This is a genomic window from Streptomyces sp. CNH287, from assembly GCF_000424825.1.
This window is the reverse complement of the sequence record NZ_AUKQ01000006.1, coordinates 416,779-442,241: the sequence shown is the minus strand read 5'-3', so window position 1 is coordinate 442,241 and position 25,463 is coordinate 416,779. Positions and strand designations below refer to the sequence as shown.

Below are 25,463 nucleotides of genomic sequence, written 5' to 3'. Positions count from 1 at the left end.
GACGGGCGCGGCTAGGCCTCCTTGGAGAGGTTCGGCGTCGAGCCGCCTGCCGCCTGCTCGATCGGCGGCACGTCGGGCAGCGCCGCCTTCTCCTCGCCACGGAAGGTGAAGGTCTTCGCGTCACCCTCGCCCTCCGTGCCGACGACCACGATGTGGCCGGGCAGCAGCTCACCGAAGAGGATCTTCTCGGAGAGCGGGTCCTCGATCGAGCGCTGGATCGTCCGGCGCAGCGGCCGGGCGCCCATCACGGGGTCGTAGCCCTTCTTCGCGAGCAGTTCCTTGGCCTCGGTGGACAGCTCGATGCCCATGTCCCGGTCCTTCAGCCGCTCGTCCACCTGATTGAGCATCAGGTCGACGATCTGGATGATGTCCTCCCGGGTGAGCTGGTGGAAGACCACCGTGTCGTCGACACGGTTGAGGAACTCGGGGCGGAAGTGCTGCTTCAGCTCTTCGTTGACCTTGTTCTTCATCCGGTCGTAGTTGGTGCTGACGTCGCCCTGGCCCGCGAAGCCGAGGTTGAAGCCCTTGGAGATGTCCCGCGTGCCGAGGTTGGTCGTCATGATGATGACCGTGTTCTTGAAGTCCACGACCCGGCCCTGGGAGTCGGTCAGCCGACCGTCCTCCAGGATCTGGAGCAGCGAGTTGAAGATGTCCGGGTGTGCCTTCTCGACCTCGTCGAAGAGGACCACGGAGAACGGCTTGCGGCGCACCTTCTCGGTCAGCTGGCCGCCCTCCTCGTACCCCACGTATCCGGGGGGCGAGCCGAACAGCCGGGAGACGGTGTGCTTCTCGCTGAACTCCGACATGTCGAGGGAGATCAGCGCGTCCTCGTCACCGAAGAGGAACTCGGCGAGCGTCTTGGACAGCTCCGTCTTACCGACGCCCGAGGGGCCCGCGAAGATGAACGAACCGCCGGGCCGCTTCGGGTCCTTCAGACCCGCGCGGGTGCGCCGGATGGCCTGGGAGAGCGCCTTGATGGCGTCCTTCTGGCCGATGACGCGCTTGTGCAGCTCGTCCTCCATGCGCAGCAGGCGCGAGGACTCCTCCTCGGTCAGCTTGAAGACGGGGATGCCGGTGGCGGTGGCGAGGACTTCGGCGATCAGGTCCTCGTCGACCTCGGCGACGACGTCCATGTCGCCCGCCTTCCACTCCTTCTCCCGCTTCGCCTTCTGGGCGAGCAGCTGCTTCTCGGTGTCCCGGAGGGAGGCCGCCTTCTCGAAGTCCTGCGAGTCGATCGCGGACTCCTTGTCCCTGCGGACGCCTGCGATCTTCTCGTCGAACTCGCGCAGGTCCGGCGGTGCGGTCATCCGGCGGATGCGCATCCGCGACCCGGCCTCGTCGATGAGGTCGATCGCCTTGTCGGGCAGGAAGCGGTCCGAGATGTAGCGGTCGGCGAGGGTGGCGGCGGCGACCAGCGCCGGGTCCGTGATGGACACACGGTGGTGCGCCTCGTACCGGTCGCGCAGACCCTTGAGGATCTCGATGGTGTGCGGCAGCGAGGGCTCGGCGACCTGGATGGGCTGGAAGCGGCGCTCCAGGGCGGCGTCCTTCTCCAGGTGCTTGCGGTACTCGTCCAGCGTGGTGGCGCCGATGGTCTGGAGCTCACCGCGGGCCAGCATCGGCTTGAGGATGCTGGCGGCGTCGATCGCGCCCTCGGCGGCGCCCGCCCCGACCAGGGTGTGCAGCTCGTCGATGAACAGGATGATGTCGCCGCGGGTGCGGATCTCCTTGAGCACCTTCTTCAGGCGCTCCTCGAAGTCACCGCGGTAGCGGGAGCCGGCGACCAGGGCACCCAGGTCCAGGGTGTAGAGGTGCTTGTCCTTGAGGGTCTCGGGCACCTCGCCCTTGACGATCGCCTGGGCCAGGCCCTCGACGACCGCGGTCTTGCCGACGCCGGGCTCGCCGATGAGCACCGGGTTGTTCTTCGTACGGCGGGACAGCACCTGCATGACCCGCTCGATCTCCTTCTCGCGCCCGATGACCGGGTCGAGCTTGGATTCGCGGGCGGCCTGCGTGAGGTTGCGGCCGAACTGGTCCAGCACAAGAGAGGTCGAGGGGGTGCCCTCGGCGGGGCCACCGGCGGTGGCCGCCTCCTTGCCGCCGGAGTAACCGGAGAGCAGCTGGATGACCTGCTGCCGCACGCGGTTCAGATCGGCGCCCAGCTTCACCAGGACCTGGGCGGCGACGCCCTCGCCCTCGCGGATCAGGCCGAGCAGGATGTGCTCCGTGCCGATGTAGTTGTGGCCGAGCTGAAGCGCTTCCCGGAGCGACAGCTCCAGGACCTTCTTCGCACGGGGGGTGAAGGGGATGTGACCGGACGGGGCCTGCTGGCCCTGGCCGATGATCTCCTCCACCTGCTGGCGGACCGCCTCGAGCGAAATCCCGAGGCTCTCCAGTGCCTTAGCGGCGACACCCTCTCCTTCGTGGATCAGGCCCAGAAGGATGTGCTCGGTGCCGATGTAGTTGTGGTTGAGCATCCGGGCTTCTTCCTGAGCCAGGACGACAACCCGCCGCGCGCGGTCGGTGAACCTCTCGAACATCGTTAATCGCTCCTCAGAGCGGTCAGGCAGTTAGGGGTCGGTCCCCTCCCTGTCCTTCCGCAGCTTAGTCCCGCAACGGGGGACCGCTCATTCCAACTGGCGACGGCCGCCCTGGGCCTCCTGCCCCGAACAGCCGACAACAGTTCCAACCCGATGGTGCGAGACGATGTTCCCGCAGGCCAGGCGTATTCACCTGTATCCCGTACGCCCATGGCGAACGCGGCGCCGCCGACACGCCCGTCCCACTCACCCATCGCCACCCACACCCCCATTCCACTAGGGACTTCCTACCCGCTGGCACGGACAGTCCATGCGAGGTGACCGTATGTATCCGCTGCTGGCGAACACGCTTGCGCACACCATCCGTGGCGTGGTGTCAACTACACGTCACCCGGCGTGCGTTCCGCGACCGCCGGGCGACCCGCGGTGAGCGGAGGTGAACGGCCGCGGCCCGGCCGCCCGGGGCGAGCCCGGCGACCCGCGCGGGCATAGGCGACGGGAGGCCGCGGTGTAGCTGCGGCCTCCCGTGCGAGGACACGAGGGCGGACGGGCCCTGCCCGCCTTCCGTCCCGAGCGGCACCGTCGCGCACCCGATTCCGTACGCCCGAGGGGTGCGGCGGCGGAATGCCGCCGAGCCCGTTTGCGGCGCACGCATTCCGCTACCGCTTCGGCTGTCGCCGCGGCGGATCAGCCGTTGGCCTTCTCGTAGGCCTCACGGATGTTGGCCGGGACACGACCCCTGTCATTGACGTCGTAACCCTGGTCCTTCGCCCAGGCCCGGATCTTCGCGGTGTCCTGACCGGAGGCGCCGGCGACAGCCGCGGTGCGACCGCTCTTTCCGCGCGCGGAACGGCCGCCGGTGCGGCGGCCCGCCTTCACAAAGTCCGCCAGCGCGTCGCGGAGCTTGTCCGCGTTGGCGGTAGTCAGGTCGATCTCGTAGCTCTTGCCGTCCAGCGCGAACGTGACGGTCTCATCGGCCTCGCCGCCTTCGAGGTCATCGACCAGAAGAACCTGAACCTTCTGTGCCACCGGTAACTCCCATTCGTCATCGAAAACCGATTACGGATACTGCCGACGAAAGCAAACCGCTTTTCCGCGAGAAACACAAACCCTCGGTGTAGTTTACCCGCCCGCCTCGAGGGGATTCACGGGATTTTTCGGACAAAGCGGATCGGTCAGAGATGCAGCAGCATCCGGCTGTTGCCCAAGGTGTTGGGCTTCACCCGTTCGAGACCGAGGAACTCGGCGACGCCCTCGTCATAGGAACGCAGCAGCTCGCTGTACACGTCGCCGTCGACCGGCGTCTCGCCGATCTCGGTGAAGCCGTGCTTCTCGAAGAACTCGACTTCGAAGGTGAGGCAGAAAATGCGCCGGACGCCGAGCCAGCGGGCGGTCTGCAAGAGCTTCTCCAGCAGCAGATGGCCCACGCCGGTGCCCTTCAGCCGCGGGTCGACCGCGAGAGTTCTGACCTCGGCCAGGTCCTCCCACATGACGTGCAGTGCGCCACAGGCGACCACCTCTGCGTCATCGTCGCGTTCCGCGACCCAGAACTCCTGGATGTCCTCATAAAGGGTCACGGTCGCTTTGTCGAGCAGGATGCGGTCACGCGAGTAGGCGTCCACGAGGCGGCGCACCGCATGGACATCACCCGTGCGCGCACGCCGTACGGTCACCGCGCTCGCGCGGGTCAGATGTTCGGGCATACGGTGACGCTATCTCTCGGGCTCAGAAGGCCGCACACCGCTCACCTGTACGACCCGGAGCGCATCACGGAGCGCTTCACCCTCTTCCGCGGACATCATGCCGAAGAAGTCCACGAGCGCGGCGGCGAGGTTGTCACTGGCCGACCACGCTTCGTGCATCAGCGCGGCCGAGTAGGCGGCGCGGGTGGAGACGGCGGCATATCGATAGGCACGGCCCTCTTGTTCGCGCCGGACCCAGCCCTTCTGATGAAGGTTGTCCATTACGGTCATCACGGTGGTGTAGGCGATGGACCGTTCCTGTTGCAGGTCTTCCAGCACTTCTCGCACGGTGACCGGGCGGTTCCACTGCCATACCCGTGTCATGACGACGTCTTCCAACTCTCCCAATGGCCGAGGCACAGGAGAATAATAGGCGGAGATGTCGCGAATTCAGCCGTCTGTCTTGCGCGCGGCCGCGTCCACGATGGCGTCCTCCTTCGCCTTGTTCGCACCGCCCTGGCTCTTCACGATGGTCACGACCAGCGCGGTGAAGGCCACCGCCATCACGATGGGCGGGGTCAGGGCAGAGACGTAATCCATGGCTGTCAGCCTCCTCGGTATGCGGCTTCCTCAGCCTAACCCGCAGTTGACCGGCGACCGGGCGCGCCCCGGCCAACGGCGCACGGCCGCCCCCGCGGTTCTCCGCGGGGGCGGCCGGAGGCGCCTCGCGCGCCTCATGGTTTTCGGGGTGACCTGATGCGCCCACCCGATCCGGGGACCCCCGGGAGGACCCTCAGGCGAGCAGTGCCTGCTGCGGAGGCTCCGCCGGGCGCCTGCGGGGCGGGAAGACCTCGGCGGGGGTCGGCACCGGGCGCGCGGGCGCGGGCGTCTCCGGAGGCGTGGAGGGTTTCCTGGCGGGCGGGCCCTTGGGCGCCTTCGGGTCCCTGGGCGCCTTCGGCTCCTGCGGGTCCTTCGGCTCTTTCGGCTCTTTCGGCTCCTGGGAGGCGGGCAAGCCGTCGGACCCCGCCGCCGGGGCGGTCTCCGGGTCCGGATGCGCGGCTCCGAATGCGGCGGGTGCGCCGGGGCCGTCGAAGGTGACGGAGGTCTCGGGGTGGCCGGGGAGGCCGGAGGCGGCGTCCGGCGCCCCGCCCGGCGCGTCCGAAGGCCCCGGCGAGCCGGAGTGGCCCCCCGCGCGCGCGGAGCGGCCCCCGGGGAGTACGACCAGCCGCGCCCGTACCGCCTGCGCGGCGAGCCGTTCACCGCGACGGAGCAGTTCCGCACGGCGGGCGGCCTCCGCCGGACCCGCCGGGTCGGCGCACAGCAGCCGGAGCGCGGCCAGGTCGTCGGGGCGGGGCAGGTAGCCCGCGGCGAGCGCGTCCTCGAGCTGTTCGAGGTATCCCGCCGCGGAGCCGGGCAGTGCCGCGCGGTCCCGGGCGAGATCGGCCAGCAGGAAGGAACGGAGTCTGCTCCCTTCGCGGACGGCTTCGTCCAGGGCCTCGGCGAGCTGGCGGTAGGCCCCGGTGTCGGGGTCGGGGACCGGTGCGGGCTGGAGGGCGACGGCGAGAGCGCCTCGGAGCACACGCAGCTCGTCCGCGCTGAACGCCATGCCGCCTCGGGAACCGTATGGCGTGGGCATGAGGTGACTTTAGGTGTTTTGGCCGCTAAGTCGCCTTATGAACCTGCCTATGGCGTGGCGGGCCGCGCGCAGGCGGGCCGGCCGGCCGAAGCGGGCCGCGCCGAAGAGCACGAGCAGCCCCGTGCCGCCCAGCAGCGCCCAGGCCGCCGCGCCCGGCAGCCCGCCCGCGCCGCCGCCTCCTGCGGCGTCCCTGGCCTCCCCCGCGTCCCCGCTCCGGTCGCCGGAGGCGGTCGCACCGCCCGCGTCCGGCGGCTCCCGGTAGCCCTCGGGCCGCGCGGTGCCGCCCGTTCCGGTGACGCGGACGGGCAGCGGCACCGAGTCGTTCGCGCCGTCCGGGTCGAACTCCGGGCGGTCGTCAGGGCCGCCGCCCCGCAGCCGTATCCGGCCCTCCGCGCCCGGGACGTCGCGGTCGATGCGGAAGTGGAACACCGCCTGCCGGGCCTGGCCCGCCGGGAAGCTCGCCGCGAGCCGGCAGTGGTAGCTGGGCGCGCCCGGCTTCCGCGGCGTGCAGGGCCAGGGCGCCTGGCCGGAGTCCTGCGTCGAGGTGTCCGGGACCAGGGTGGTGCCCTCCGGCGGGGTGATCTCGTAGCGGAGCCGCCGCGGCGCCTCGCCGTCCGCCCGGCTCGGCGGGGCGACGTCGCCCGGGCCCGCGTTGCGGGCGCCCAGCTCGACCGCCACCACGTCCCCCACCCGGCCGGTCAGCGGTTCGGCGACCGCGCTCAGGTCCGCCCGGGTGGTGGTGGTGATCCGCAGGCCGGACGACCCGAACCGGGTGAAGCCCCGGTCCGCCACCCGCTTCAGGGTCAGCGGCGGGCCGGAGCCGGTGACGGTGTACGCCTCCCGGGCGGTGCCCGTTCCGGCCCACGGCGCGTTGTCGCCGGGCAGCCAGGCGTCGGCGGAGATCTTCGTGGCCATCACGCTGTCGGAAACGGTGGCGCGGAACGGCTCCGAGACCTCGTACGCCGTGCCGGGCCGCAGTTCCGGCACGCCGGGGTCCGCGGCGTCGAAGAGGCAGTACCCCTGCGCCATCCCCGAAGGACCCGGCGCGTAGCGGCAGTTGCTGTGCCGCGCGGGCAGTTCGAGCCCGTCTCCTGCGACGACGCTGATGCCGAAGCGCTTCGGCGCGAACTTACCGCGGTTGGCGACGGCGGGCGTGTACGAGACCGTCGCTCCGGCGGCGGTGCCCCGCAGGGGCGGCTCGGTGCGGACCGGCAGGTCGGTGGCACCGAAGCCGAGCCACATCTCGGAGGTTGCGGTGACCGGCGCGGTGCCCGCCGCTCGCACGGTGTAGCGCAGGGTGCCGTGCGCGCCCTGCGCGGCGCCCTTGGCCGGGCCGACCGCGAGGGCGTACACGGTTTCGGCGGTCGTGACCGTGCCCAGCGTGCAGCGGAAGACGTACGCGGTGTCCGCGTCCTCCTCGCAGTCGTCCGCGCGGAGGCTGCCGATGCCGCGCAGTTCGGTCGCGTCGATGGTGAGTACGACGTCCTCGGCGTGGCGCGCGGTGACGTCGAGGGAGAACTTGGTGCCGCCGCCCTCGCCGGGCGGGAAGAGGTAGTAGTCCGGCGTCACCCGGACGCCGAGGCCCCCGTCCGGGCCGGGGGCCGCCGCCGCGGGCTGCGCCGGGCCGCCCGGTATCGGCAGCATGCCCGCCAGCACTGCCGCCGGCACCAGCAGCGCCGCGACGGCGAGCCGTGCGGCGCGGCGCCGGACCGCGTACAGGACCCGGTGACGGAGGCGGCCGGGACGGGCACCGGTACCTGGCACGTCAGCTCCTGGAGACGTTCCGCTCGTAGACCAGGCGCAGGCCGATCAGCGTGAGCCAGGGCTCGTGTTCGTCGATGACCGGGGACTCGCCGAGGACCATCGGGGCGAGGCCGCCGGTCGCGATGACGGTGACGTCGTCCGGCTCGTCGGCCAGTTCGACCGACATGCGGCGGACCACCCCGTCGACCTGGCCCGCGAAGCCGTAGAGGATGCCGGACTGCATGGCCTCCACGGTGTTCTTGCCGATGACGCTGCGCGGCCGGGCCAGCTCGATCTTACGCAGCTGCGCGCCCTTGACGCCGAGGGCCTCCACCGAGATCTCGATGCCGGGGGCGATGACGCCGCCGACGTACTCACCGCGTGCGGAGACCGCGTCGAAGGTGGTGGCGGTGCCGAAGTCGACGACGACGCACGGGCCGCCGTACAGCTCGACGGCTGCCAGCGCGTTGATGATCCGGTCGGCGCCGACCTCCTTCGGGTTGTCCATCAGGATCGGCACGCCGGTCTTCACCCCCGGCTCCACCAGTACGGCCGGGATGTCGCCGTAGTAGCGCCGGGTGACCTCGCGCAGCTCGTGCAGGACGGACGGCACCGTCGAACAGATGGCGATGCCCTCGATGTTGTCGCCCAACTCCTCGCCGAGCAGCGGGTGCATGCCCATCAGGCCCTGGAGGAGGACGGCCAGTTCGTCGGCGGTGCGGCGGGCGTCGGTGGAGATGCGCCAGTGCTCGACGATCTCGTCCCCGTCGAAGAGGCCGAGCACGGTGTGGGTGTTCCCGACGTCGATGGTCAGCAGCATCTCAGCGGACCTCGCCGTCGCGCGGGGCCTGGGGGGAGCCGGCCGATTCGTCTTCCCGCAGGTCGAGGCCGATGTCGAGGATCGGGGCGGAGTGGGTGAGCGCGCCGACGGCCAGGTAGTCGACGCCGGTCTGCGCGTACGCGCGGGCGTTGTCGAGGGTGAGGCGGCCGGAGGACTCCAGCCGTGCGCGGCCCGCGACGAGCGCGACCGCCTCGGCCGTCTGCTCCGGGGAGAAGTTGTCGAGCAGCAGCAGCTCGGCGCCCTCCTCGAGGACGGGCTCGATCTGGTCCAGCCGGTCGACCTCCACCTCGATCGGCAGGTCGGCGCCCAGGTCCCGCAGCGCGTCGCGCACCTGCTGGAACGCCTCCGCCACGCCGCCCGCGGCGATCACGTGGTTGTCCTTGACGAGCGCCGCGTCCGAGAGCGCGAAGCGGTGGTTGACGCCGCCGCCGCAGCGGACGGCGTACTTCTCCAAGGCGCGCAGCCCCGGCGTGGTCTTGCGGGTGTCGCGGACGCGGGCGCCCGTACCGGCGAGGGCGTCCGTCCAGGCGCGGGTGGCGGTGGCGATGCCGGAGAGGCGGCAGAGCAGGTTCAGCGCGCTGCGCTCGGCCGTCAGCAGGTCGCGGGTACGGGCGCGCACGGTCAGCAGGCGCGCCCCCGGTTCCACCCGGTCGCCGTCCTCGGCGTGCCGCTCGACCTCGAACTCGTCGGAGCACACGACCGAGAGGACCGCCTCGGCGATCCGCAGCCCGGCGACGGTGCCCGCCTGGCGGGCGGTGAAGTCGCCGGTGGCGCGCGCCTTCTCGGGGACGGTCGCCATGGTGGTCACGTCCACGCCGTGGTCGAGGTCCTCCTCGATGGCGAGGTGCGCGATGTCCTCGACCTGGACGGGGTCGAGCCCGGCCTCCTGGAGCAGTGCGGCCAGTCCGGCGTCGAGGCCGCAGTCCAGCGGGTCGGGACCGCAGCCGCAGCCGTCCCCGCAGCCGCCGGGCGCGGGCTCGGCGGACCCGGCCGCCTCGCCGCCGATCTGGAGCAGGGGCACGTCCACCGGTCGCGGACGGTGCTCTTCATCGGGGAGGGGGCTGGTCAAGACTGCTCCTTGGCAGGGGCGACGGGGCTGGCGGGGGTGACAGGGCCGGCGGGGGTGACAGGGCCGGCGGGGCTGACGGGTGGGAACGCGGTGGTCTCGGTGGTGCGGAAGGCCAGGGTGTCGAGCGTAGGGCTCCGCCGGTCGGGGCGCAGCGTGATGACCAGATGGCGCTGCCAGGCGGCGTCGTCCGGCTCCGGGTGGTCCTCGCGCCAGTGGCAGCCGCGGGTCTCGGTGCGGCGGACGGCGGCGGCCGTCAGCACCCGTGCCACCAGTTGGAGGTTGGCCGTCTCCCAGGTGTCCACGCCCGGCTCGGCGGGCTTGTCCTCGGCGTCCGCGTGCAGGGCGGCGAGCTGGGCGGCGGCCTGGGCGAGGCTCTCCGCGGAGCGGAGCACGCCCGCGCCGCGGGTCATGATCCGCTGGAGCGCGGGGCGGGCGGCGGGCGGCAGGAGCGCGGTGGCGGGCGCGGGCTCGGCGGCCGGTTCCGGTACGGCCGGGGCGGCCGGGCCCGCCGCGATGTCCGCCGCGATGCGCTCGGCGAAGACCAGGCCCTCCAGCAGGGAGTTGGAGGCCAGCCGGTTCGCCCCGTGCACCCCGGTACAGGCGGTCTCCCCGCAGGCGTACAGGCCGGGCACCGTGGTCCGTCCGCGCAGGTCGGTGCGGACGCCGCCGGAGGCGTAGTGCGCCGCCGGTGCGACGGGAACCGGCTCGGTGACGGGGTCGATGCCGTGCGCGCGGCAGGCGGCCAGGATGGTGGGGAAGCGCTGCTCCCACATCCGGGCGCCGAAGTGCCGGGCGTCCAGGTACATGTGCTCGGTGCCCTGCTCGCGCATCCGCCGCGTGATCGCCTTGGCGACGATGTCGCGCGGCGCCAGCTCGGCCAGCTCGTGCGCACCGGCCATGAAGCGCACCCCGGCCGCGTCGACCAGGTGCGCGCCCTCGCCGCGTACGGCCTCGGAGATGAGCGGCTGCTGGCCCTCCGCGTCCCGGCCCAGGAAGAGCACCGTGGGATGGAACTGCACGAACTCCAGGTCGCTCACCTCCGCCCCCGCGCGCAGCGCCAGCGCCACGCCGTCCCCGGTGGAGACGGGCGGATTGGTCGTCGCGGAGAAGACCTGGCCCATGCCCCCGGTCGCCAGCACGACGGCCGGCGCGTGCACGGCGCCGACGCCGTCGTGCTGGCCCTCGCCCATGACGTGCAGGGTGACGCCGGCGGTACGCCCGTCGGCGGTGGTCAGCAGGTCGAGGACGAGCGCGTTCTCCACCGTGCGCAGGGGTCGGCCCGGCGCCGCGCCCCGGCCCGCCTCCCGTACGGCCGCGACCAGCGCGCGGGATATCTCCGCGCCCGTCGCGTCGCCGCCCGCGTGGGCGATGCGGCGACGATGGTGGCCGCCCTCGCGGGTGAGCGCGACCGCGCCCGTGCCGGGGGAGGTGTCGAACCGCGCGCCGCTGGCGATCAGCCTGCGTACGGCGTCCGGGCCTTCGGTGACGAGCGTGCGCACGGCGTCCGGCGCGCACAGGCCGACGCCCGCGACCAGGGTGTCCGCCTCGTGCTGCGCCGGGGTGTCGCCCTCGCCCAGCGCGGCGGCGATGCCGCCCTGCGCCCAGCGGGTGGAGCCGTCGTCGAGCCGCGCCTTGGTCACCACGACGGTACGGCGCCCGGCCGCCGCGCAGCGCAGCGCGGTGGTGAGCCCGGCGACGCCCGAGCCGACCACGACGACGTCCGCCTCCAGCGTCCAGCCCGGCGCGGGCGCGGGCAGGGTGGTCACACGGGGCATACGGCGCCTCCTGGGTCGGCGGGGCGGACGGGGGTGCGGGCAGGGGTGCGCGCGAAGGTGCGCGCGGGGGCTGTCCACAGGGTGTGCAGAAACGCTCCGCCACGGATCGTGCGGCGGCGCCGTACGGTGCGCGCCGTCATCAGCGGGCCCCGGTCGGGCGCGCGGGCGCGGCGGCGGGCGCGTCCGTCAGCACGACGGAGGTGTTGTCGATCAGCCGGGTGGCGCCCACCCGCGCGGCCACCGCGAGCAGCGCCTCGCCGGTGAAGCCGTCCGGGACGGCCGTGAAGTCCGCCGGGTCGACGAGCGCCAGGTAGTCCAGCGCGAGCGGCGGCTCGGCGGCGGCCCCCGCCGCCAGCACCGACCGCGCCGCCGCGTGCACGGCCGCCGCTCCCCCGGGGCCGTCGGCCGCTGTCCGCGCGGCGGACAGGGCGCGGGAGAGGGCCAGCGCGGTGTGCCGTTCCGGCGCGGAGAGGTAGCGGTTGCGGCTGGAGAGGGCGAGGCCGTCCGGCTCCCGCACGGTGGGGACGCCGACGATCTCGACGGGGAAGTTCAGGTCGCGCACCATCCGCCGGATCAGGGCGAGCTGCTGGGCGTCCTTGCGGCCGTAGAAGGAGAGCGCGGGACGGGTGAGGTGGAGCAGCTTGGCCACCACCGTGAGCATGCCGTCGAAGTGGCCGGGCCGGGACGCGCCCTCCAGCCGCCCGCCCATCGGGCCCGCCGCGATGCGTACCTGGGGCTCGCCACCGGGGTAGACCTCCTCGGCGGAGGGCGCGAAGACCGTGTCGGCGCCCGCCTCGGCCGCGACGCGCAGGTCGGCGTCGAGCGTACGGGGGTAGCGGTCCAGGTCCTCGCCCGCGCCGAACTGGAGCGGGTTGACGAAGACCGTCACGACCACCTCCCCGTGCGGGCCGACCCGGGCGCGGGCGGCTCGGATCAGGGCGGCGTGGCCGTCGTGCAGCGCGCCCATGGTCATCACGACGGCTCGGGGGGCGGGGCCGGTCGGCGCGGGGCCGGTCGGCGCGGACAGCTCGGCGGCCGTCCGGACCACGCGCGGTATGCCGCCGCCGTCGCCCTCACGCGTACTGCCGGTCACCCCTGCTCGCCTCCTCGCCCGTCGTCCTCCGGCGCCCCCGGACCCTCCGGCCCGTCCGAGGCGCCGCCGCCCCGCGGCGCCGAGAGCACCTCGAGCAGGTCCTCCGCCAGCTCCGGCCGGAGCAGTCCGTGCGCCAGCGCGCGGTCCGCCGTCGTACGCGCCATCGCCAGGTACCCGGCGACGGCCTGCGGCGCATGCGTACGCAGCTCGGCGATGTGCGCGGCGACCGTGCCCGCGTCGCCGCGCGCCACCGGCCCGGTCAGCGCCGCGTCGCCGGAGCGCAGCGCGTTGTCCAGGGCGGCGCCGAGCAGCGGCCCGAGCATCCGGGCCGGGGCGGCCACGCCAGCGGTCCGCAGCAGCTCCGCCGCCTGCGCGACGAGGGTGACCAGGTGGTTCGCGCCGAGTGCCAGGGCCGCGTGGTAGAGCGCGCGGGACTCCTCCTCGATCCACTCGGGCTCGCCGCCCATCTCGATGACGAGCGCCTCGGCGGCCAGTCGCAGCTGCTCCGGCGCGGTGACCCCGAACGAGCAGCCCGCGAGCCGCTCCACGTCCACCGCGGTGCCGGTGAAGGTCATCGCCGGGTGCAGCGCGAGCGGCAGCGCGCCCGCGCGCACGGCGGGCTCCAGCACCGCCGCCCCGTACCGCCCGGAGGTGTGCACGAGGAGCTGCCCCGGCCGCACGGCGCCGGTCTCGGCGAGGCCCGCGACCAGGCCGGGCAGCGCGTCGTCGGGGACGGTCAGCAGCACCAGTTCGGCCCGCGCGAGCACCTCGGCCGGGTCGACCAGCGGGACGCCGGGCAGCAGCGCCGCCGCCCTGGCGCGGGAGGGTTCGGAGACGCCGGAGGCGGCGACCGGACGGTGCCCGGCCAGCCGCAGCGCGGCGGCAAGGGTGCTGCCGACCCGGCCGGTGCCGACGACGCCGACGCTGAGCCGGGCCGGACGGTCCTCGGCGCGTACGGCGGGGCCGGGGTGCTGCTGTGCGTCCACGGAGTGGTGACCTTCCGTCTTCCGTTCCGGTCCGCGCTGGGTACCGGACGATGCCCCGCCATGCTACGTGAGCGCGGCACGGACCCGCCGGGCGAAGCGGCCCCGGCGCCGGGCGGCCGGACCGCTACTTGTCGATGTCGCCGACGACGAAGAAGAACGAGCCCAGGATCGCCACCATGTCCGCCACCAGGGTGCCGGGCAGCAGCTCCACCAGCGCCTGGATGTTGTTGAACGAGGCCGAGCGGAGCTTGAGCCGGTGCGGCGTCTTCTCGCCCTTGGAGACGAGGTAGTAGCCGTTGAGCCCGAGCGGGTTCTCCGTCCAGGCGTACGTGGCGCCCTCGGGGGCCTTGAGCACCTTGGGCAGCCGCTGGTTGACCGGGCCGGGGGGCAGTTCGGCGAGGCGGTCGAGGCAGGCGTCGGCCAGGTCGAGCGAGTTGTGCGCCTGCCCGAGCAGCACCTCGAAGCGGGCCAGGCAGTCGCCCGCCTCGCGGGTGACCACCCGCAGCGTGTCCTGGAGGTCCCCGTACGCCAGGTACGGCTCGTCGCGCCGCAGGTCGAAGTCGACGCCGGAGGCGCGGGCGATCGGCCCGCTCACGCCGTACGCGTGCACGGTCGCCGGGGCGAGGACGCCGACGCCGCGGGTGCGCCCGCGGAAGATCTCGTTGCCCAGGACGAGCCGGTCGTAGACGTCCATCCGGGAGCGGACGGCGGCCACCGCCTGCCGGGCCCTGCCCGCCCAGCCCGCGGGGAGGTCCTCCTTGAGGCCGCCGACGCGGTTGAACATGTAGTGCATGCGCCCGCCGGAGACCTCCTCCATGACGTTCTGGAGTTCCTCACGCTCGCGGAAGGAGTGGAAGACGGGGGTGATGCCGCCCAGCTCCAGCGGATAGGAGCCGAGGAACATCATGTGGTTCAGCACCCGGTTCAGCTCGGCGAGCAGGGTGCGCGTCCACACGGCGCGCTCGGGCACCTCCATGCCGAGCATCCGCTCCACCGCCAGCACGACGCCCAGTTCGTTGGAGAACGCGGAGAGCCAGTCGTGGCGGTTGGCCAGCACGATGATCTGGCGGTAGTCGCGCGCCTCGAACAGCTTCTCGGCACCGCGGTGCATGTAGCCGACCACCGGCTCGGCGGACGTGATCCGCTCGCCGTCGAGGACCAGCCGCAGCCGCAGCACGCCGTGCGTCGAGGGGTGCTGGGGGCCGATGTTGAGCACCATGTCCGTGCTCTCCGCGGCACCTCCGATGCCGACCGTCGTCTCCGTCATGGGCCCAGTCTGACAGCTCGGGGTCCGGCCGCTCCGGCCGCCGCGTCATCCTGCGGTCGGATACGGACCGTCACCGCGCACGCATACGCTGACGGCATGACGACGGCCACCGGCGGGGACGCCCCCGCCACCGAGCGCTGGCACCGTGTGGAAGGCGCACTGCTGCGCCTCCGGCGGCTCGTGCTGCTGGGCACCCTGCTGCCGCTGGCGGCCGTGATCTGGGTGCTGACCTGGCTGCTGACGGGCGCGGCCTGGTCCGCGTGGTCCCTCGGCGCACTGGTGCCGCTCGCGGGCGCCGGGTGGGGCTGGGGGGCGCTGGCGCGCAACTGGCGCTCGTGGCGGTACGCGGAGCGCGCCGACGACCTGCTGGTCGCCCACGGGGTGCTGTGGCGGGAGATGACCGTGGTGCCGTACGGGCGGATGCAGCTGGTCGAGGTCACCTCCGGTCCGCTGGAGCGGCGGTACGGGCTGGCCCGGCTCCAGCTGCACACCGCCGCCGCCACCTCGGACGCCACGATCCCCGGCCTGGCACCGGCCGAGGCGGAGCGGCTGCGCGACCGCCTGACCGAACTGGGCGAAGCCCGCTCGGCGGGTCTGTGAGCGCCGGGTCGCGGGACGGGGCGGGCGGGGCGCACGGCGAGGGCGCGGCGGACGAGCCGGGCGGCGGCGCGCGGACGACGGCGCGGCCCCCGTCCCCCCGGCGCCCCGAGGGCACCCGGCTGCACCCGATCACCCCCTGGCGGCGCGCCTGGGCACCGGTCGCCGGTCTGACCGTCTTCGCCGTGCAGGACTTCGAGCGGACCCGCCAGTGGTTCGACGAACTGACCCTGGGCTGGCTGCTCCTGGGCTTCGCCGTGCTGCTGCCGGCCGCCGCCGCGTACGGCTTCCTCTCCTGGTGGTTCACCAGCTACGCCGTCACCGACGCCGAGCTGCGCATCCGCACCGGCCTCGTCTTCCGGCGCGTGGCGCACATCCGGCTGGACCGCATCCAGGCCGTGGACGTGAGCCGCCCGCTGCTCGCCCGCATCGCGCAGGTCGCCAAACTGAAGCTGGACGTCGTCGGCACCGAGGCCAAGGACGAGCTGGCCTTCCTGGGCGAACGGGACGCCGTCGCGCTCCGCGCCGAACTGCTCGCACGGGCCGCGGGCATGGCCCCCGACGCCGCGCCGGAAGCGGGCGAGGCGCCCTCCCACGAGCTGCTGCGGGTGCGCTCGCGCACGCTGATCGCCGGGATGCTGCTGCTCAGCAGCGCCTGGGTGGCCCTGGCTGCCGCACTGGTCCTGCCGCTGGTGCTCTACCTGGTCACCGACAGCCTGTGGCCCACCCTGGCCGTCTCGCTGCCGCTGCTGGGCGGGGTATGGGCGAGCACCCTGGGGCGCTTCCTGACCGAGTACGACTGGACGGTGGCCGAGTCCCCGGACGGCGTACGCATCGACCACGGCCTGCTGGACCGCGAGCACGCGACCGTACCGCCGGGGCGGGTGCAGTACGTGCGGATCAGCGAGCCGCTGCTGTGGCGGCGGCGCGGCTGGGTGCGGGTGGAGCTGGAGATCGCGGGCACCACCAAGGGCAAAGGCGGCGGGGTGCTGCTGCCCGTCGCCACGCACCGGGACGCGGCGCGCGTCCTGGCCCGGGTGCTGCCCGGGGTCGACCTCGCCGCCGCGGCACGCAGCGCCACCGCGCCGCCCCGCCGGTCGCGCTGGTGCGCCCCCGTGCGCAGGCGCGGCTACGCGCACGGCGTGACGGACGCCGTCTTCGTCTGCCGGCACGGGCTGCTGCGGCGCAGCACGGAGTTGGTGCCGCACGCGAAGGTGCAGAGCGTCCGGCTCGGACAGGGGCCGTGGGCGCGGCGGCTGCGGCTGGCGAACGTCACCGTCGACCACGGCGCGAACGGCTGGGTGCGGGCACGGCTGCGGGACGAGGACGAGGCACGGGCACTGGTCGCCGCGCAGGCGGAACGCTCCCGTACGAGCCGCCGCGAGGCAGGACCGGACCGGTGGCTCACGAGGTGACGCGGTGGGGCGGTGCCGACTGGGGCGCGGCGGGGTTCAGTAGCGGCGGGCTCAGTAGAGGGGGAACTGCGAGGTGTCTATGGTCCACTCGCCGACCCTGACCGTGTCACCGAAGGTGAACGCCTCCCGGTGCTGGTACGCCGGGCCGTCCGCGCCGGGGCCGATCTCCGAGAGCACCACGCCGTTGCCGAGGCGGGGGTCGACGATGACGTAGCACGGGATGCCGATCCTCGGATAGTCGCGCATCTTGCCCGTGTAGTCGTTCTCCGGGTTGGACTTGGAGACGACCTCCATGGCGACCCGGACCTCCTTGGGGTCCACGTAGTCGCCCTGCTCGTCCAGTACGTCCAGCGGGAGCACCAGCAAATCCGGCCTGCGCATCACCCCTGCCGAGGGGTCTTCGATCTCCGCACCGCCGTGAGCGACGAGAGTGGGGTCGATGCCGTCCAGCTGACGGTTCAGCTGGCGGGCCGTGAGTGCCACGATGAATTCGTGGCGTTTGGCCGGGCTCATCATGACGATGATCTCGTCTCCCGAGATCTCCACGGCCCAGGGCTCGGGCCGATCGGACATCTCTTCCGCAAAGGTGCGCATCAGGGCGTACCGGTTGGACAACACGGGCATGGCGACACCTCTCTCCTCGGGTCTCGTCCCCTCCAGCCTACGGGCGGCGGGCCCGGACCGCGTCACCCGAAAGGGTCCCGTACGCCCGCCGGGCACACCAGCCAGGTGAAGGCGCCCAGGCCGTGCGGGTCGGTCAGTTCGGCGGCCTCGCCCGCCGCGCCCAGGGCACGTACGTAGCCCGCCGGGTCGGTGGAGGCCAGCGCCAGCGGCGGTCTGCCGCCGTGCACGCCGAGGGCGCGCAGGGCCGCGCGCTGCGGGTGCAGGGCGCCGCCGCCCGCGGCGGCGGCGCAGGCGTCCAGCGCCACGTGCGCGGTGAGGTCACGCCCGCCGTCCGGGACGGGCCGCACCTCGCGGCCGTCGAGGAAGCCGGTGAGGGTGCCGAAGGGCGGGCGGTGCGCGCGGGTGTGCCCGTAGTCGACGGCGACGGCCAGCCCGGCGTCCAGCGTCGCGACGGCCGCGGCCCAGGCCGCGTCGCGCGGGCGGCCGATCTCCGCCCGCAGCCCGGGGCCATCGGCGGGGTCACCCACTGGATCACCGGCTGGATCACCCGCCCGGGCCCCGGCGCCGTCCGCGGCGGGCGGCCACCAGCGGGCCAGCCACTCGGCGTCCGCCCCGGTGACCGGCTCGCCCAGGGTCTCCGCCCCGGCGGCGTCCACCTGGACATAGCGGCGCACTCCCCGCGCGTCCGTCTCCGCGATGTCCAGCGGCACGTTGTCGAGCCACTCGTTGGCGAACACGAGCCCGATCACCGAGCCCGGCGGCGGCAGCGAGTCCCGCCAGCCGATCCGGGCGTCCAGCCCGGCGGGGCGAGGCGCCCGCTCGACGCCGACCGCCCGCAGCCGGCCGGCCGGCCCCGCGTCCGACTCACCCAGCTCGCTCAGCACGCCGCGCAGCAGTTCCCCCCGCCCCGCGCCCACATCCAGCAGCGTCAGCTCGGCCGGGTGCCCCAGCGCCGCGTCCACCCGGGCCAGCAGCCCGGCCACGGCCCGCGCGAAGAGCGGCGAGGCGTGCACGGACGTACGGAAGTGCGCGCCCGGCTCCTCCCGTACGAAGAAACCGCCGGGGCCGTACAGCGCCCGCTCCATCGCCGTACGCCAGCCGCCTCCGCCGTCACCGCCCTGCCCGCTCACCCCGATACGGTACGGGTCCCCCCGCGAACCGCGGTGCGGCCTCCACCTTGCGGAGTATGCGGACGTGCGACGGATCGGCCGTCGGGCTGACCCGTCCGCGCCTCCGGCCTACATACGCTGGGTTACGTGCACCGTATCTACGACTTCATCCGCAGGCACCCGACCGGGGTGGACGGCTTCTGGGCTGTCCTGCTGCTGCTGACGTCCGCGGTGTGGATCATCGCCAGCGTCGAGACGCGGTTCGAGGGCTCCATGACCGAGCCGCGCCAGCAGATCGCGGCCGTCCCCATCGCCGTGGCACTGAGCACCGTCGTGGCGCTGCGCCGGCGGGCCCCCGAGCGGATGCTGCTGCTGGCCGCCGGTACGGGCTTCGCCCAGCTGGTGCTGGACGTGCAGGTGAACACGGGGAACTTCGCCTTCCTCGTGATCATCTACACGGTGGCCTGCGGTTCCGTCCAGTGGGCCTCCCGGTTCGCCCTCGTGAGCGCCTGTGTCGCGCCCAGCGCGGCCACCCTGCGCTGGCCCGCCGCGGACACGGATCAGAGCACCACCGAGGCCGTCTTCAGCTGCCTCCTGCTCACCGCCGCCTTCCTGCTGGCCTGGGTCCTGGGCGATTCGCTGCGCACCCGCCGCGCCTACTACCACCAGCTGGAGGAGCGGGCCGCCCGGCTGGAGCGGGAGCGGGAGGCACAGGCCAAGGTCGCGGTCGCCGCCGAGCGCGCCCGGATAGCGCGCGAGCTGCACGACGTCGTCGCGCACAACGTCTCGGTCATGGTCGTCCAGGCGGACGGCGCCGCGTACGTGCTGGACTCCGCGCCCGGCCAGGCGCGGCAGGCGCTGGAGACCATCTCGGGCACCGGCCGCCAGGCGCTCGCCGAGATGCGCCGCCTGCTCGGGGTGCTGCGCACCGGCGAGCCGGCCAAGGACGGCGGCGAGTACGTGCCGCAGCCGGGCGTCGAGCAGCTCGCGGACCTCGTCGACCAGGTGCGCGGCGCCGGGCTGGCCGTGAACTTCAAGATCCAGGGCACCCCGCGCCCGCTGCCCAGCAGCGTCGAGCTGACCGCGTACCGCATCGTCCAGGAGGCGCTGACCAACACCCGCAAGCACGGCGGCCCCGACGTCGGCGCGCACGTACGCCTCACCTACGGCGACTGCGAACTCGCGCTCCTCGCCGAGGACGACGGACGCGGTTCGCAGCGCGACCTGTACGAGGACGGCGGCTCGGACGGCCTCGGGCACGGGCTCATCGGCATGCGGGAGCGGGTCGGTATGGTCGGCGGGAACCTGGAGGCCGGGCCCCGGCCGGGCGGCGGCTTCCGGATCAGCGCGGTACTGCCGCTCAAGAGCGCGCACTGACCCCCGCACCCGCGCCACACCCCACCCGTCCGCGCACAGAGAACGAGGGACACCCGCATGGCGATCCGCGTAATGCTCGTCGACGACCAGGCGCTGCTGCGCACCGGCTTCCGCATGGTGCTCGCCGCGCAGCCGGACATGGAGGTCGTCGCCGAGGCCGGAGACGGCGTGCAGGCCCTGGAGGTGCTGCGGTCCACGGCCGTGGACGTGATCCTGATGGACGTGCGGATGCCGCATCTGGACGGGGTGGAGGCGACCCGGCGCATCTGCGAGGGCGGCCGGGGCGTCACGCACCAGCCCAAGGTGCTCATCCTCACCACCTTCGACCTCGACGAGTACGCGTTCACCGCGCTCAAGGCCGGGGCCAGCGGCTTCATGCTCAAGGACGTGCCGCCCGCCGAGCTGCTCAACGCGATCCGCGCCGTGCACAGCGGGGACGCGGTGGTCGCGCCGAGCACCACCCGGCGGCTGATCGACCGCTTCTCCACGGTGCTGCCCGCCACCGTGCCCGAGCCCCTGGCCCGCGGCCTGGAGCGGCTCACCACCCGCGAACGGGAGGTCCTCGGGCTCATCGCCCAGGGCCTCTCGAACGGGGAGATAGCCAAGCAGCTGGTCCTCTCCGAAGCGACGGTCAAGACGCACGTGGGCCGCATACTGACCAAGCTGGAGCTGCGGGACCGGGTGCAGGCCGTGGTCCTCGCGTACGAGACGGGGCTGGTGCAGGCCGGAGGACGCTGACCGGCCGCCGCAAGCACGCCCCTGGCCAGGCGCCCCTGTGCCGGGCCCGGCCTAGCGGAGGATGCCCTCCAGGAAGTCGCCGCCGAGGCGCGCGGCCACCGTCAGGTCCAGCTGGTGCAGCACGTACCGGCCCCGGCGACGGGTGGTGAGCAGCCCGGCCTTCTTCATCGTCGACAGGTGCCGGGAGACCTCCGGCGCGCTCATCCCGACGACCTCCACCAGCTCGCTCGTGGTGTACGGCGCGCGCGCCAGGTAGCGGGCCAGCTGCATCCGCCGGGGGTGCGCCAGCGCCTCCAGCCGCCGCTGCACCAGCTGCACGGACGCGGCCCGCGGCAGCTCCGGGGCGGCCACCGGGTACTGCACGACGGGCCGCCAGCCCGGCGCGTTCAGCACCAGCAGATGCGGCCAGCCCATCGTCGTCGGCACGAAGGTGATCCCCGGCCCGACGGCCGGGTCCAGCGCGGTGGTCAGCCCCTCGGCCAGCTTGTCGATGCTCAGCCGCCCCTCGGCGGTCAGGCTGAGCGCCGGCGAGACGGCGGCGATCGTCTCCGCGAGCCCCCGGTGGCGCAGCAGATCCGTCTTGTGCCGGGCGTCGGCGGCCAGCTGGACGCGCAGGCGGTGCCAGGTGTCCGCGAAGAACGCCTGCTCGCAGTCCTCCAGGAGGCGCCGCAGCCAGGCGCGTACGACGGGCGGGTCGGCCAGCAGGCGACGGGTGAAGTCCTCTTGGCGCGGGCCGCGGGCCGCCGCCATCTCCAGGGCCCGCTCCCGGCCGAACCGGTCGACCAGCGGGGAGGGGCCGCCGGTGTTGTATGTCGCGGAGCAGGTGAACTCCAGCGCGGAGGCGACGAAGCGCTCGTCGTCCAGCTGGTCCAGGATGTCGAGTTCCTCGGTGAGGGTGGCGCCGGGCCGGCCGTCGCGGCCCGGCATCGCGGCGAAGGTCATCAGGATGTCGGAGAATCCCGGGCTCCACAGGAAGTGCGCCTCGTGCAGCCGGTCGGCCAGGTCCGGCTTGAGCCCGGCGGCGGTCGCGGTGACCCACCCGTGCAGGCCGGGGTGGTGGCCCGGCTCCTCGAGAACGTGCAGGGCGCTGCCCAGCTCGGCCAGCGGCGCCGGGGCGAAGACGACCCGCTCCAGCGGCAGCCCGGCGATCTCGATGTCCATGCTCATGCCGCCATGATGCCTCCCGGGTGCCCGGGCCGCGGACCCGTTTGACTGCCTCCGTCAATCGGCGCGACGAGGCCGCCGGGCCCGCCGCACGGTAGGTGCACAGCCCGCCGGGCGGACCGGCGGCGCAACTCCGGAGCGAGCCGCTCCGGGCCCGTGGAGGACACCGTGAGCATCACCGCGCAGTACGCGATCGACCTGTACCGCTCCGCCCGGCACGAGACCCCGCTCCCGCCCGCCCCCGGCACCCACGACTGGCGGACCGTCCGGGAGTTGCGCGAGGCGCACCTGGAGTCCCGCCGCATCCGGATTCGTGCTCCCCGGCCGCCGCGCAAGGGGGGCGGCGGGCGGGCGCACGGCCTCCTGCGGGGCGCCCAGGGGCTCGTACGGCGGCTGGCGCGCGCCCGGCGCCACGCTCCGGTGCGAGGAGGCGGGGCAGGGCCGGGGCCGCGCGGCGCCACGTGCGACTGCACGTGACTCCCGCAGGGCCCCCGCGTGAGCAGGCGGGGGTCAGGAGAGGGCGCTGCGCAGCTCGGTGATGTCGACCGGCTCCTCGTCCCCGGGCTCGGCCAGGTCGATGACCTTGCCCGCGGCGGCGTCGGCGGGCCGCTCGGGTACGGCGGCCGGGTCGGGCTCGTCCTCCTCGGCGGCGGGCTCCTGACCGCCGCCCTTCGCCGAGCCGAAGAAGTCGAACTGGCCGGTCTCCGAGCCGTCGGCGCCCGCCGACCCGGCGGACTGCCCGGACGGGCGGGGGACGGCGGGCTGCGGGACGAGCGGCGAGGCCGTGGCGCCCGCGACGGGCGCGGGCAGCGCACGCGGCTGCGGGCGGGCCCGCGCCGACCGCTCCGACTGCCCCGACCGCTCCGGCTGCCGCGGGGACCCGCCGGACTCCGCGGGCGCGCCGGACTCCGCGAGTTCAGCGGGCTCGACGGGCTCAGCGGGCCGTTCGGTCTCCGCAGACGACGCGGGCTCCGCGGCGTCCCCCTCCGGGCCGGCCGCCTGCGCCGCCTCGCGGGCCCGCTGCCGCTCGCCGTTCCGCTTCAGGTGCCGCAGCGCCTCGCTCGCCTGGAGGTACGTCAGCGGCGTCGGCGCCCCGGAGGCCGCACGGTGGTCCGTGGCGGACACGGTGAGCGCGGGCGCCGGAGATCCGGCCTCTATCTCCAGCTGCCGCCGCCCCTCCAGGGCGTTGGCCCGCCCCGTCTCGGCCTGGGCGTACCGGCGCAGCAGCGCCGCGTGCTCGGTGCGCAGGCCGGCCAGCTCGACGCGCTTGTCGCGCAGCTTCGCCTCCAGGCCCGCACGGACCGTACGGGCCTCGTCGAGATCGCCCTCCAGATCGGCCTGGCGCTCCTCGGCCCGCCATTCGACTCCTGCCTGACGCGCCTTCAGCTCAGCCACCCGGCGCCCCGCCCCGCGGTCCCACCGGCGCGCCAGCACCGCGCCGGAGACCCCGGCCAGCGCGGCGGCCGCGGCGAAGCCGCGCAGCAGCACGGTGTCCGTATCGCCCAGCCCGGGATCGCCCACGAGCCAGGCGCCGCCCGCGCAGGCCAGCCCGAAGGCCGCGACGGCTGCCGGTGGCAGGAGCCGGTGCAGAGACGGCGAATGGCGATGGCGTCCACGTGGCATGGCCTGAAATTTACCGGGTGCACCCCGGTCCGCGACACCATGCGAGGTCAACCTTTGCTCCCTCGACACCCCTCACCACCCCTCTCCGCACGGCGCCGCCCCGGCCGGGCCCGCCCGTACGGCGCCGATCAGTTCCCGCCAGTCACCGGCGCCGGGACCGGCCCGGACCGGTTCACTCCAAGGCCCGTTTCGCCCACGACACCGTTCCCTCCACGGCCCCGCTCACTCCCGGCGCCGGGCGACGAACCCGCCCAGCACGACCAGCAGGGTCAGCAGCACGATCACCGCGTCGACCGTCAGCCGGGCGGTCGGCGCCAACGTGTTGTTCTCCTCGTGCGCGAAGTCGTACCACACCAGCACCGACTGGAAGAGCGCGATGGAGGTGAAGACGAACAACAGCCGGTTGCGCCGCTCGTCCCGCCGGGACTGGGCCATGGTGCGGTGGAAGTCCAGGATGTCGCGGAGCGACTGGAGCTGCACCTCGAGCGCGGCCCGCTCCCGGTCCATCGCCCAGCGTTCCATCGCGGCCTCCATGATGACCGCGCCCCCGTTGACCGTGTACCGGCTCTCCTCCAGCCGGACCATGTCGCGCAGCGCGAGGTCCTTGCTCAGCTTGAGCGAGACCCGGAACTCCTCGTCGATGTCGCCGACCCGCTCCCAGCGCGAGTCGTTGAGGCGGAGCATCCGGGCGGAGACGAGCCGGTTGCCCTCGTCCACCGCGATCCACTCGCACTGCGCCGCTATCGCCCCGTCCAGCACCTCCGCGACCCGGTGCCGGGGCACGTCCACCAGGGTCGTGAAGCCGTCGCCGAAGCGCAGCCAGGCATCGTCGTGTACCTTCCGCTCCACGCCGTAGACGCGGGTGGCGGCGGGTTCCTGGCCGTCCGGCGGGTTCATCAGGACGCGGTGCCACCACAGCAGGATGCCCGGCTGCATGGCGGCCTCGGCCACCGGGTCGACCAGCCCGCTGTCCAGCATCAGCTGCGAGATCCGGTCGACCCACTGGGCGACGTGCGGGTTGAGCGCGCTCACCAGGCGGCGTTCGCGGCGGTGCATCTCGTCCTTGTCGGGAACCTCGACGGTCTGCATGAGATGGCAGATGCCGCTCGGGTCGAAGCGCACCCAGACGCGCCCCGCGCCCTCGGCCAGCTCGATGGTGCCGACGGTCTTCTTGCCGCTCAGCCGGGAGCCGCCGGTCGAGGTGTGGTAGTCGAACAGCAGCGGCGAGTCGGGCTCCGAGGCGAGCACCGAGAAGTCCTCCAGCGCCTCGGTCACGGCGCTCTCCAGCCGCCGCCCGACCGCCCCGCCGAAGGTGTTGCCGCTGAGCCGGAAGCGCATCAGGAACGGAGCGATCAGCACGACCTGCACAGGCCCCCCTGTGGATTCGACCGCACGGCACCCTGCCGCCCGGACGGGGGCAAGCCTAGGGGGTGGCCCCCTCAGCGGTGTCCGAAGTGTCCGTGCCGGGGCCGCCCGGAGCCGTGAAGAGGGTCCACTCGCCGTGCCCGACGTGCTGGCCCTCGGCGCTCCAGCCGTCACCCAGCATGCGGTGGACCTGCTCGGGGGCCACGTACAGCGGCGTACCGCTGCGGAACGAGGTGCACCACAGGAGCTGGCCGCCGGGCCGGATGACCCGCACCAGCTCGGCGGGGCTGAAGACGCCGTTGAGCGCCACCACCAGCGGGACCCGGCCGCTGCCGAGCGGCAGCGCCTGCACGTCGGCCGCGAACCAGCCCGCCGCCGGCTCGCCCGTACGCCGGTTCAGCATCGGCACGTTGAGATCGCAGGCGAAGACCTTCGGCACCACCTCGGCGATGCCGGCCGTGGCCTCGCCCGTGCCGCAGCAGATCTCCACCGCCCAGGGCACCGGGCGGACGCGGCGCAGACCGGCGCGCACGGGCAGGTCGTAGTTGTGCTGCTCGCTCGTCCAGGCGCGCCACTCGGCGGACATCTCCGCGTACGAGCTGCGGAGTCCGCGCCACGCGCCGTCGTCCGCCGGGTCGCGCAGGATGCGCTCCTGGAACGACCGGCTCGGGTGCGCGGCGGCACCCAGGTCCGGCGGGCCGTCCGTGCTCGTGCGCGAGTGCGCCGCTGAGTCCACAGTGCTCATGAATACCGACAATAACGCCGGACGGCGCCCGGCGACAGGTGGCATACCCCGGACGGTACTGTCCGAGCGCTCAG

Annotated in this window: 24 protein-coding genes; 5 read left to right on the top strand and 19 right to left on the bottom strand. The window is 73.7% G+C overall.

All coding sequences use genetic code 11. The features are described from left to right. Positions 1-11: 11 nt before the first annotated feature. From H299_RS0111320 to H299_RS0111260, 13 genes are all read right to left on the bottom strand, one after another. On the bottom strand, positions 12-2,540 hold the full coding sequence (locus H299_RS0111320; protein WP_027748502.1) for an ATP-dependent Clp protease ATP-binding subunit: 2,529 nt from the start codon (positions 2,538-2,540) through the stop codon (positions 12-14). Positions 2,541-3,227: 687 nt separating this feature from the next. Beyond that, positions 3,228-3,569, bottom strand: coding sequence for a histone-like nucleoid-structuring protein Lsr2 (locus tag H299_RS0111315; protein WP_027748501.1), 342 nt, complete (start codon positions 3,567-3,569; stop codon positions 3,228-3,230). A 146-nt stretch (positions 3,570-3,715) separates the two neighbouring features. Beyond that, positions 3,716-4,243 carry an amino-acid N-acetyltransferase gene (locus H299_RS0111310; protein WP_027748500.1) on the bottom strand — a complete coding sequence of 176 codons (528 nt, stop codon included), beginning with the start codon at positions 4,241-4,243 and terminating at the stop codon, positions 3,716-3,718. A gap of 9 nt (positions 4,244-4,252) precedes the next feature. Further along, positions 4,253-4,642 carry a BlaI/MecI/CopY family transcriptional regulator gene (locus H299_RS0111305; protein WP_078512635.1) on the bottom strand — a complete coding sequence of 130 codons (390 nt, stop codon included), beginning with the start codon at positions 4,640-4,642 and terminating at the stop codon, positions 4,253-4,255. Positions 4,643-4,672: 30 nt separating this feature from the next. Next, on the bottom strand, positions 4,673-4,822 hold the full coding sequence (locus H299_RS39920) for a hypothetical protein (protein ID WP_027748498.1): 150 nt from the start codon (positions 4,820-4,822) through the stop codon (positions 4,673-4,675). Positions 4,823-5,015: 193 nt separating this feature from the next. Beyond that, the gene (locus H299_RS0111295) at positions 5,016-5,858 is read right to left on the bottom strand and encodes a hypothetical protein (RefSeq protein ID WP_027748497.1); all 843 of its coding nucleotides are present in this window, start codon (positions 5,856-5,858) and stop codon (positions 5,016-5,018) included. 9 nt (positions 5,859-5,867) lie between these two features. After that, a complete protein-coding gene (locus H299_RS0111290) occupies positions 5,868-7,622 on the bottom strand; it encodes a hypothetical protein (protein WP_027748496.1) in 1,755 nt (584 codons plus the stop codon). Position 7,623: 1 nt separating this feature from the next. Further along, positions 7,624-8,421 carry a type III pantothenate kinase gene (locus H299_RS0111285; protein ID WP_027748495.1) on the bottom strand — a complete coding sequence of 266 codons (798 nt, stop codon included), beginning with the start codon at positions 8,419-8,421 and terminating at the stop codon, positions 7,624-7,626. 1 nt (position 8,422) lies between these two features. Then, entirely contained in the window at positions 8,423-9,511 is a 1,089-nt protein-coding gene (gene nadC, locus H299_RS33520; protein ID WP_051262330.1) for a carboxylating nicotinate-nucleotide diphosphorylase, read from the bottom strand. Next, on the bottom strand, positions 9,508-11,286 hold the full coding sequence (locus tag H299_RS33515) for an L-aspartate oxidase (protein ID WP_051262329.1): 1,779 nt from the start codon (positions 11,284-11,286) through the stop codon (positions 9,508-9,510). Before H299_RS33515 ends, nadC begins: the two co-directional genes overlap by 4 nt. Before the next feature lie 139 nt (positions 11,287-11,425). Beyond that, a complete protein-coding gene (gene panC, locus H299_RS33510; RefSeq protein WP_037758668.1) occupies positions 11,426-12,343 on the bottom strand; it encodes a pantoate--beta-alanine ligase in 918 nt (305 codons plus the stop codon). A 32-nt stretch (positions 12,344-12,375) separates the two neighbouring features. Continuing rightward, positions 12,376-13,365, bottom strand: coding sequence for a DUF2520 domain-containing protein (locus tag H299_RS33505; protein WP_051262328.1), 990 nt, complete (start codon positions 13,363-13,365; stop codon positions 12,376-12,378). A gap of 124 nt (positions 13,366-13,489) precedes the next feature. Beyond that, positions 13,490-14,632 carry an NADH-quinone oxidoreductase subunit D-related protein gene (locus H299_RS0111260; protein ID WP_027748494.1) on the bottom strand — a complete coding sequence of 381 codons (1,143 nt, stop codon included), beginning with the start codon at positions 14,630-14,632 and terminating at the stop codon, positions 13,490-13,492. 96 nt (positions 14,633-14,728) lie between these two features. On the opposite strand from H299_RS0111260, the gene H299_RS0111255 reads away from it, so the two are divergent. Next, positions 14,729-15,232 carry a PH domain-containing protein gene (locus tag H299_RS0111255; RefSeq protein WP_078512634.1) on the top strand — a complete coding sequence of 168 codons (504 nt, stop codon included), beginning with the start codon at positions 14,729-14,731 and terminating at the stop codon, positions 15,230-15,232. Continuing rightward, complete coding sequence (locus H299_RS33500; protein ID WP_078512633.1) at positions 15,229-16,644, top strand: PH domain-containing protein; 1,416 nt, start codon at positions 15,229-15,231, stop codon at positions 16,642-16,644. The genes H299_RS0111255 and H299_RS33500 overlap by 4 nt, the downstream gene beginning before the upstream one ends. Positions 16,645-16,695: 51 nt before the next feature. On the opposite strand, the gene H299_RS0111245 is transcribed toward H299_RS33500, so the two are convergent. Both H299_RS0111245 and H299_RS0111240 read right to left on the bottom strand, forming a co-directional pair. After that, positions 16,696-17,268, bottom strand: coding sequence for a Uma2 family endonuclease (locus H299_RS0111245; protein WP_037758496.1), 573 nt, complete (start codon positions 17,266-17,268; stop codon positions 16,696-16,698). Between the two features lie 62 nt (positions 17,269-17,330). Further along, entirely contained in the window at positions 17,331-18,353 is a 1,023-nt protein-coding gene (locus tag H299_RS0111240) for an SAM-dependent methyltransferase (RefSeq protein WP_051262327.1), read from the bottom strand. Between the two features lie 171 nt (positions 18,354-18,524). Between H299_RS0111240 and H299_RS0111235 the strand changes: the two genes are divergently transcribed. Both H299_RS0111235 and H299_RS0111230 read left to right on the top strand, forming a co-directional pair. After that, positions 18,525-19,754, top strand: a complete 1,230-nt coding sequence (locus H299_RS0111235; RefSeq protein ID WP_027748490.1) for a sensor histidine kinase — start codon at positions 18,525-18,527, stop codon at positions 19,752-19,754. A 57-nt stretch (positions 19,755-19,811) separates the two neighbouring features. Further along, entirely contained in the window at positions 19,812-20,492 is a 681-nt protein-coding gene (locus tag H299_RS0111230) for a response regulator transcription factor (protein ID WP_027748489.1), read from the top strand. A gap of 51 nt (positions 20,493-20,543) precedes the next feature. Here the strand turns inward: H299_RS0111230 and H299_RS0111225 are convergent, their stop codons facing one another. Beyond that, positions 20,544-21,653: a DUF5937 family protein gene (locus tag H299_RS0111225; protein ID WP_027748488.1), complete on the bottom strand. Its 1,110-nt coding sequence runs from the start codon at positions 21,651-21,653 to the stop codon at positions 20,544-20,546. Between the two features lie 171 nt (positions 21,654-21,824). Here H299_RS0111225 and H299_RS33495 point away from each other — a divergent pair, with 171 nt between their 5' ends. Continuing rightward, on the top strand, positions 21,825-22,133 hold the full coding sequence (locus H299_RS33495) for a hypothetical protein (RefSeq protein ID WP_051262355.1): 309 nt from the start codon (positions 21,825-21,827) through the stop codon (positions 22,131-22,133). A 33-nt stretch (positions 22,134-22,166) separates the two neighbouring features. On the opposite strand, the gene H299_RS0111215 is transcribed toward H299_RS33495, so the two are convergent. From H299_RS0111215 to H299_RS0111205, 3 genes are all read right to left on the bottom strand, one after another. Further along, the gene (locus H299_RS0111215) at positions 22,167-23,279 is read right to left on the bottom strand and encodes a hypothetical protein (RefSeq protein WP_027748487.1); all 1,113 of its coding nucleotides are present in this window, start codon (positions 23,277-23,279) and stop codon (positions 22,167-22,169) included. A 222-nt stretch (positions 23,280-23,501) separates the two neighbouring features. Then, positions 23,502-24,647 carry a hypothetical protein gene (locus tag H299_RS0111210; RefSeq protein WP_027748486.1) on the bottom strand — a complete coding sequence of 382 codons (1,146 nt, stop codon included), beginning with the start codon at positions 24,645-24,647 and terminating at the stop codon, positions 23,502-23,504. A 55-nt stretch (positions 24,648-24,702) separates the two neighbouring features. After that, a complete protein-coding gene (locus tag H299_RS0111205) occupies positions 24,703-25,389 on the bottom strand; it encodes a methyltransferase domain-containing protein (protein WP_158692315.1) in 687 nt (228 codons plus the stop codon). Positions 25,390-25,463: the final 74 nt, after the last annotated feature.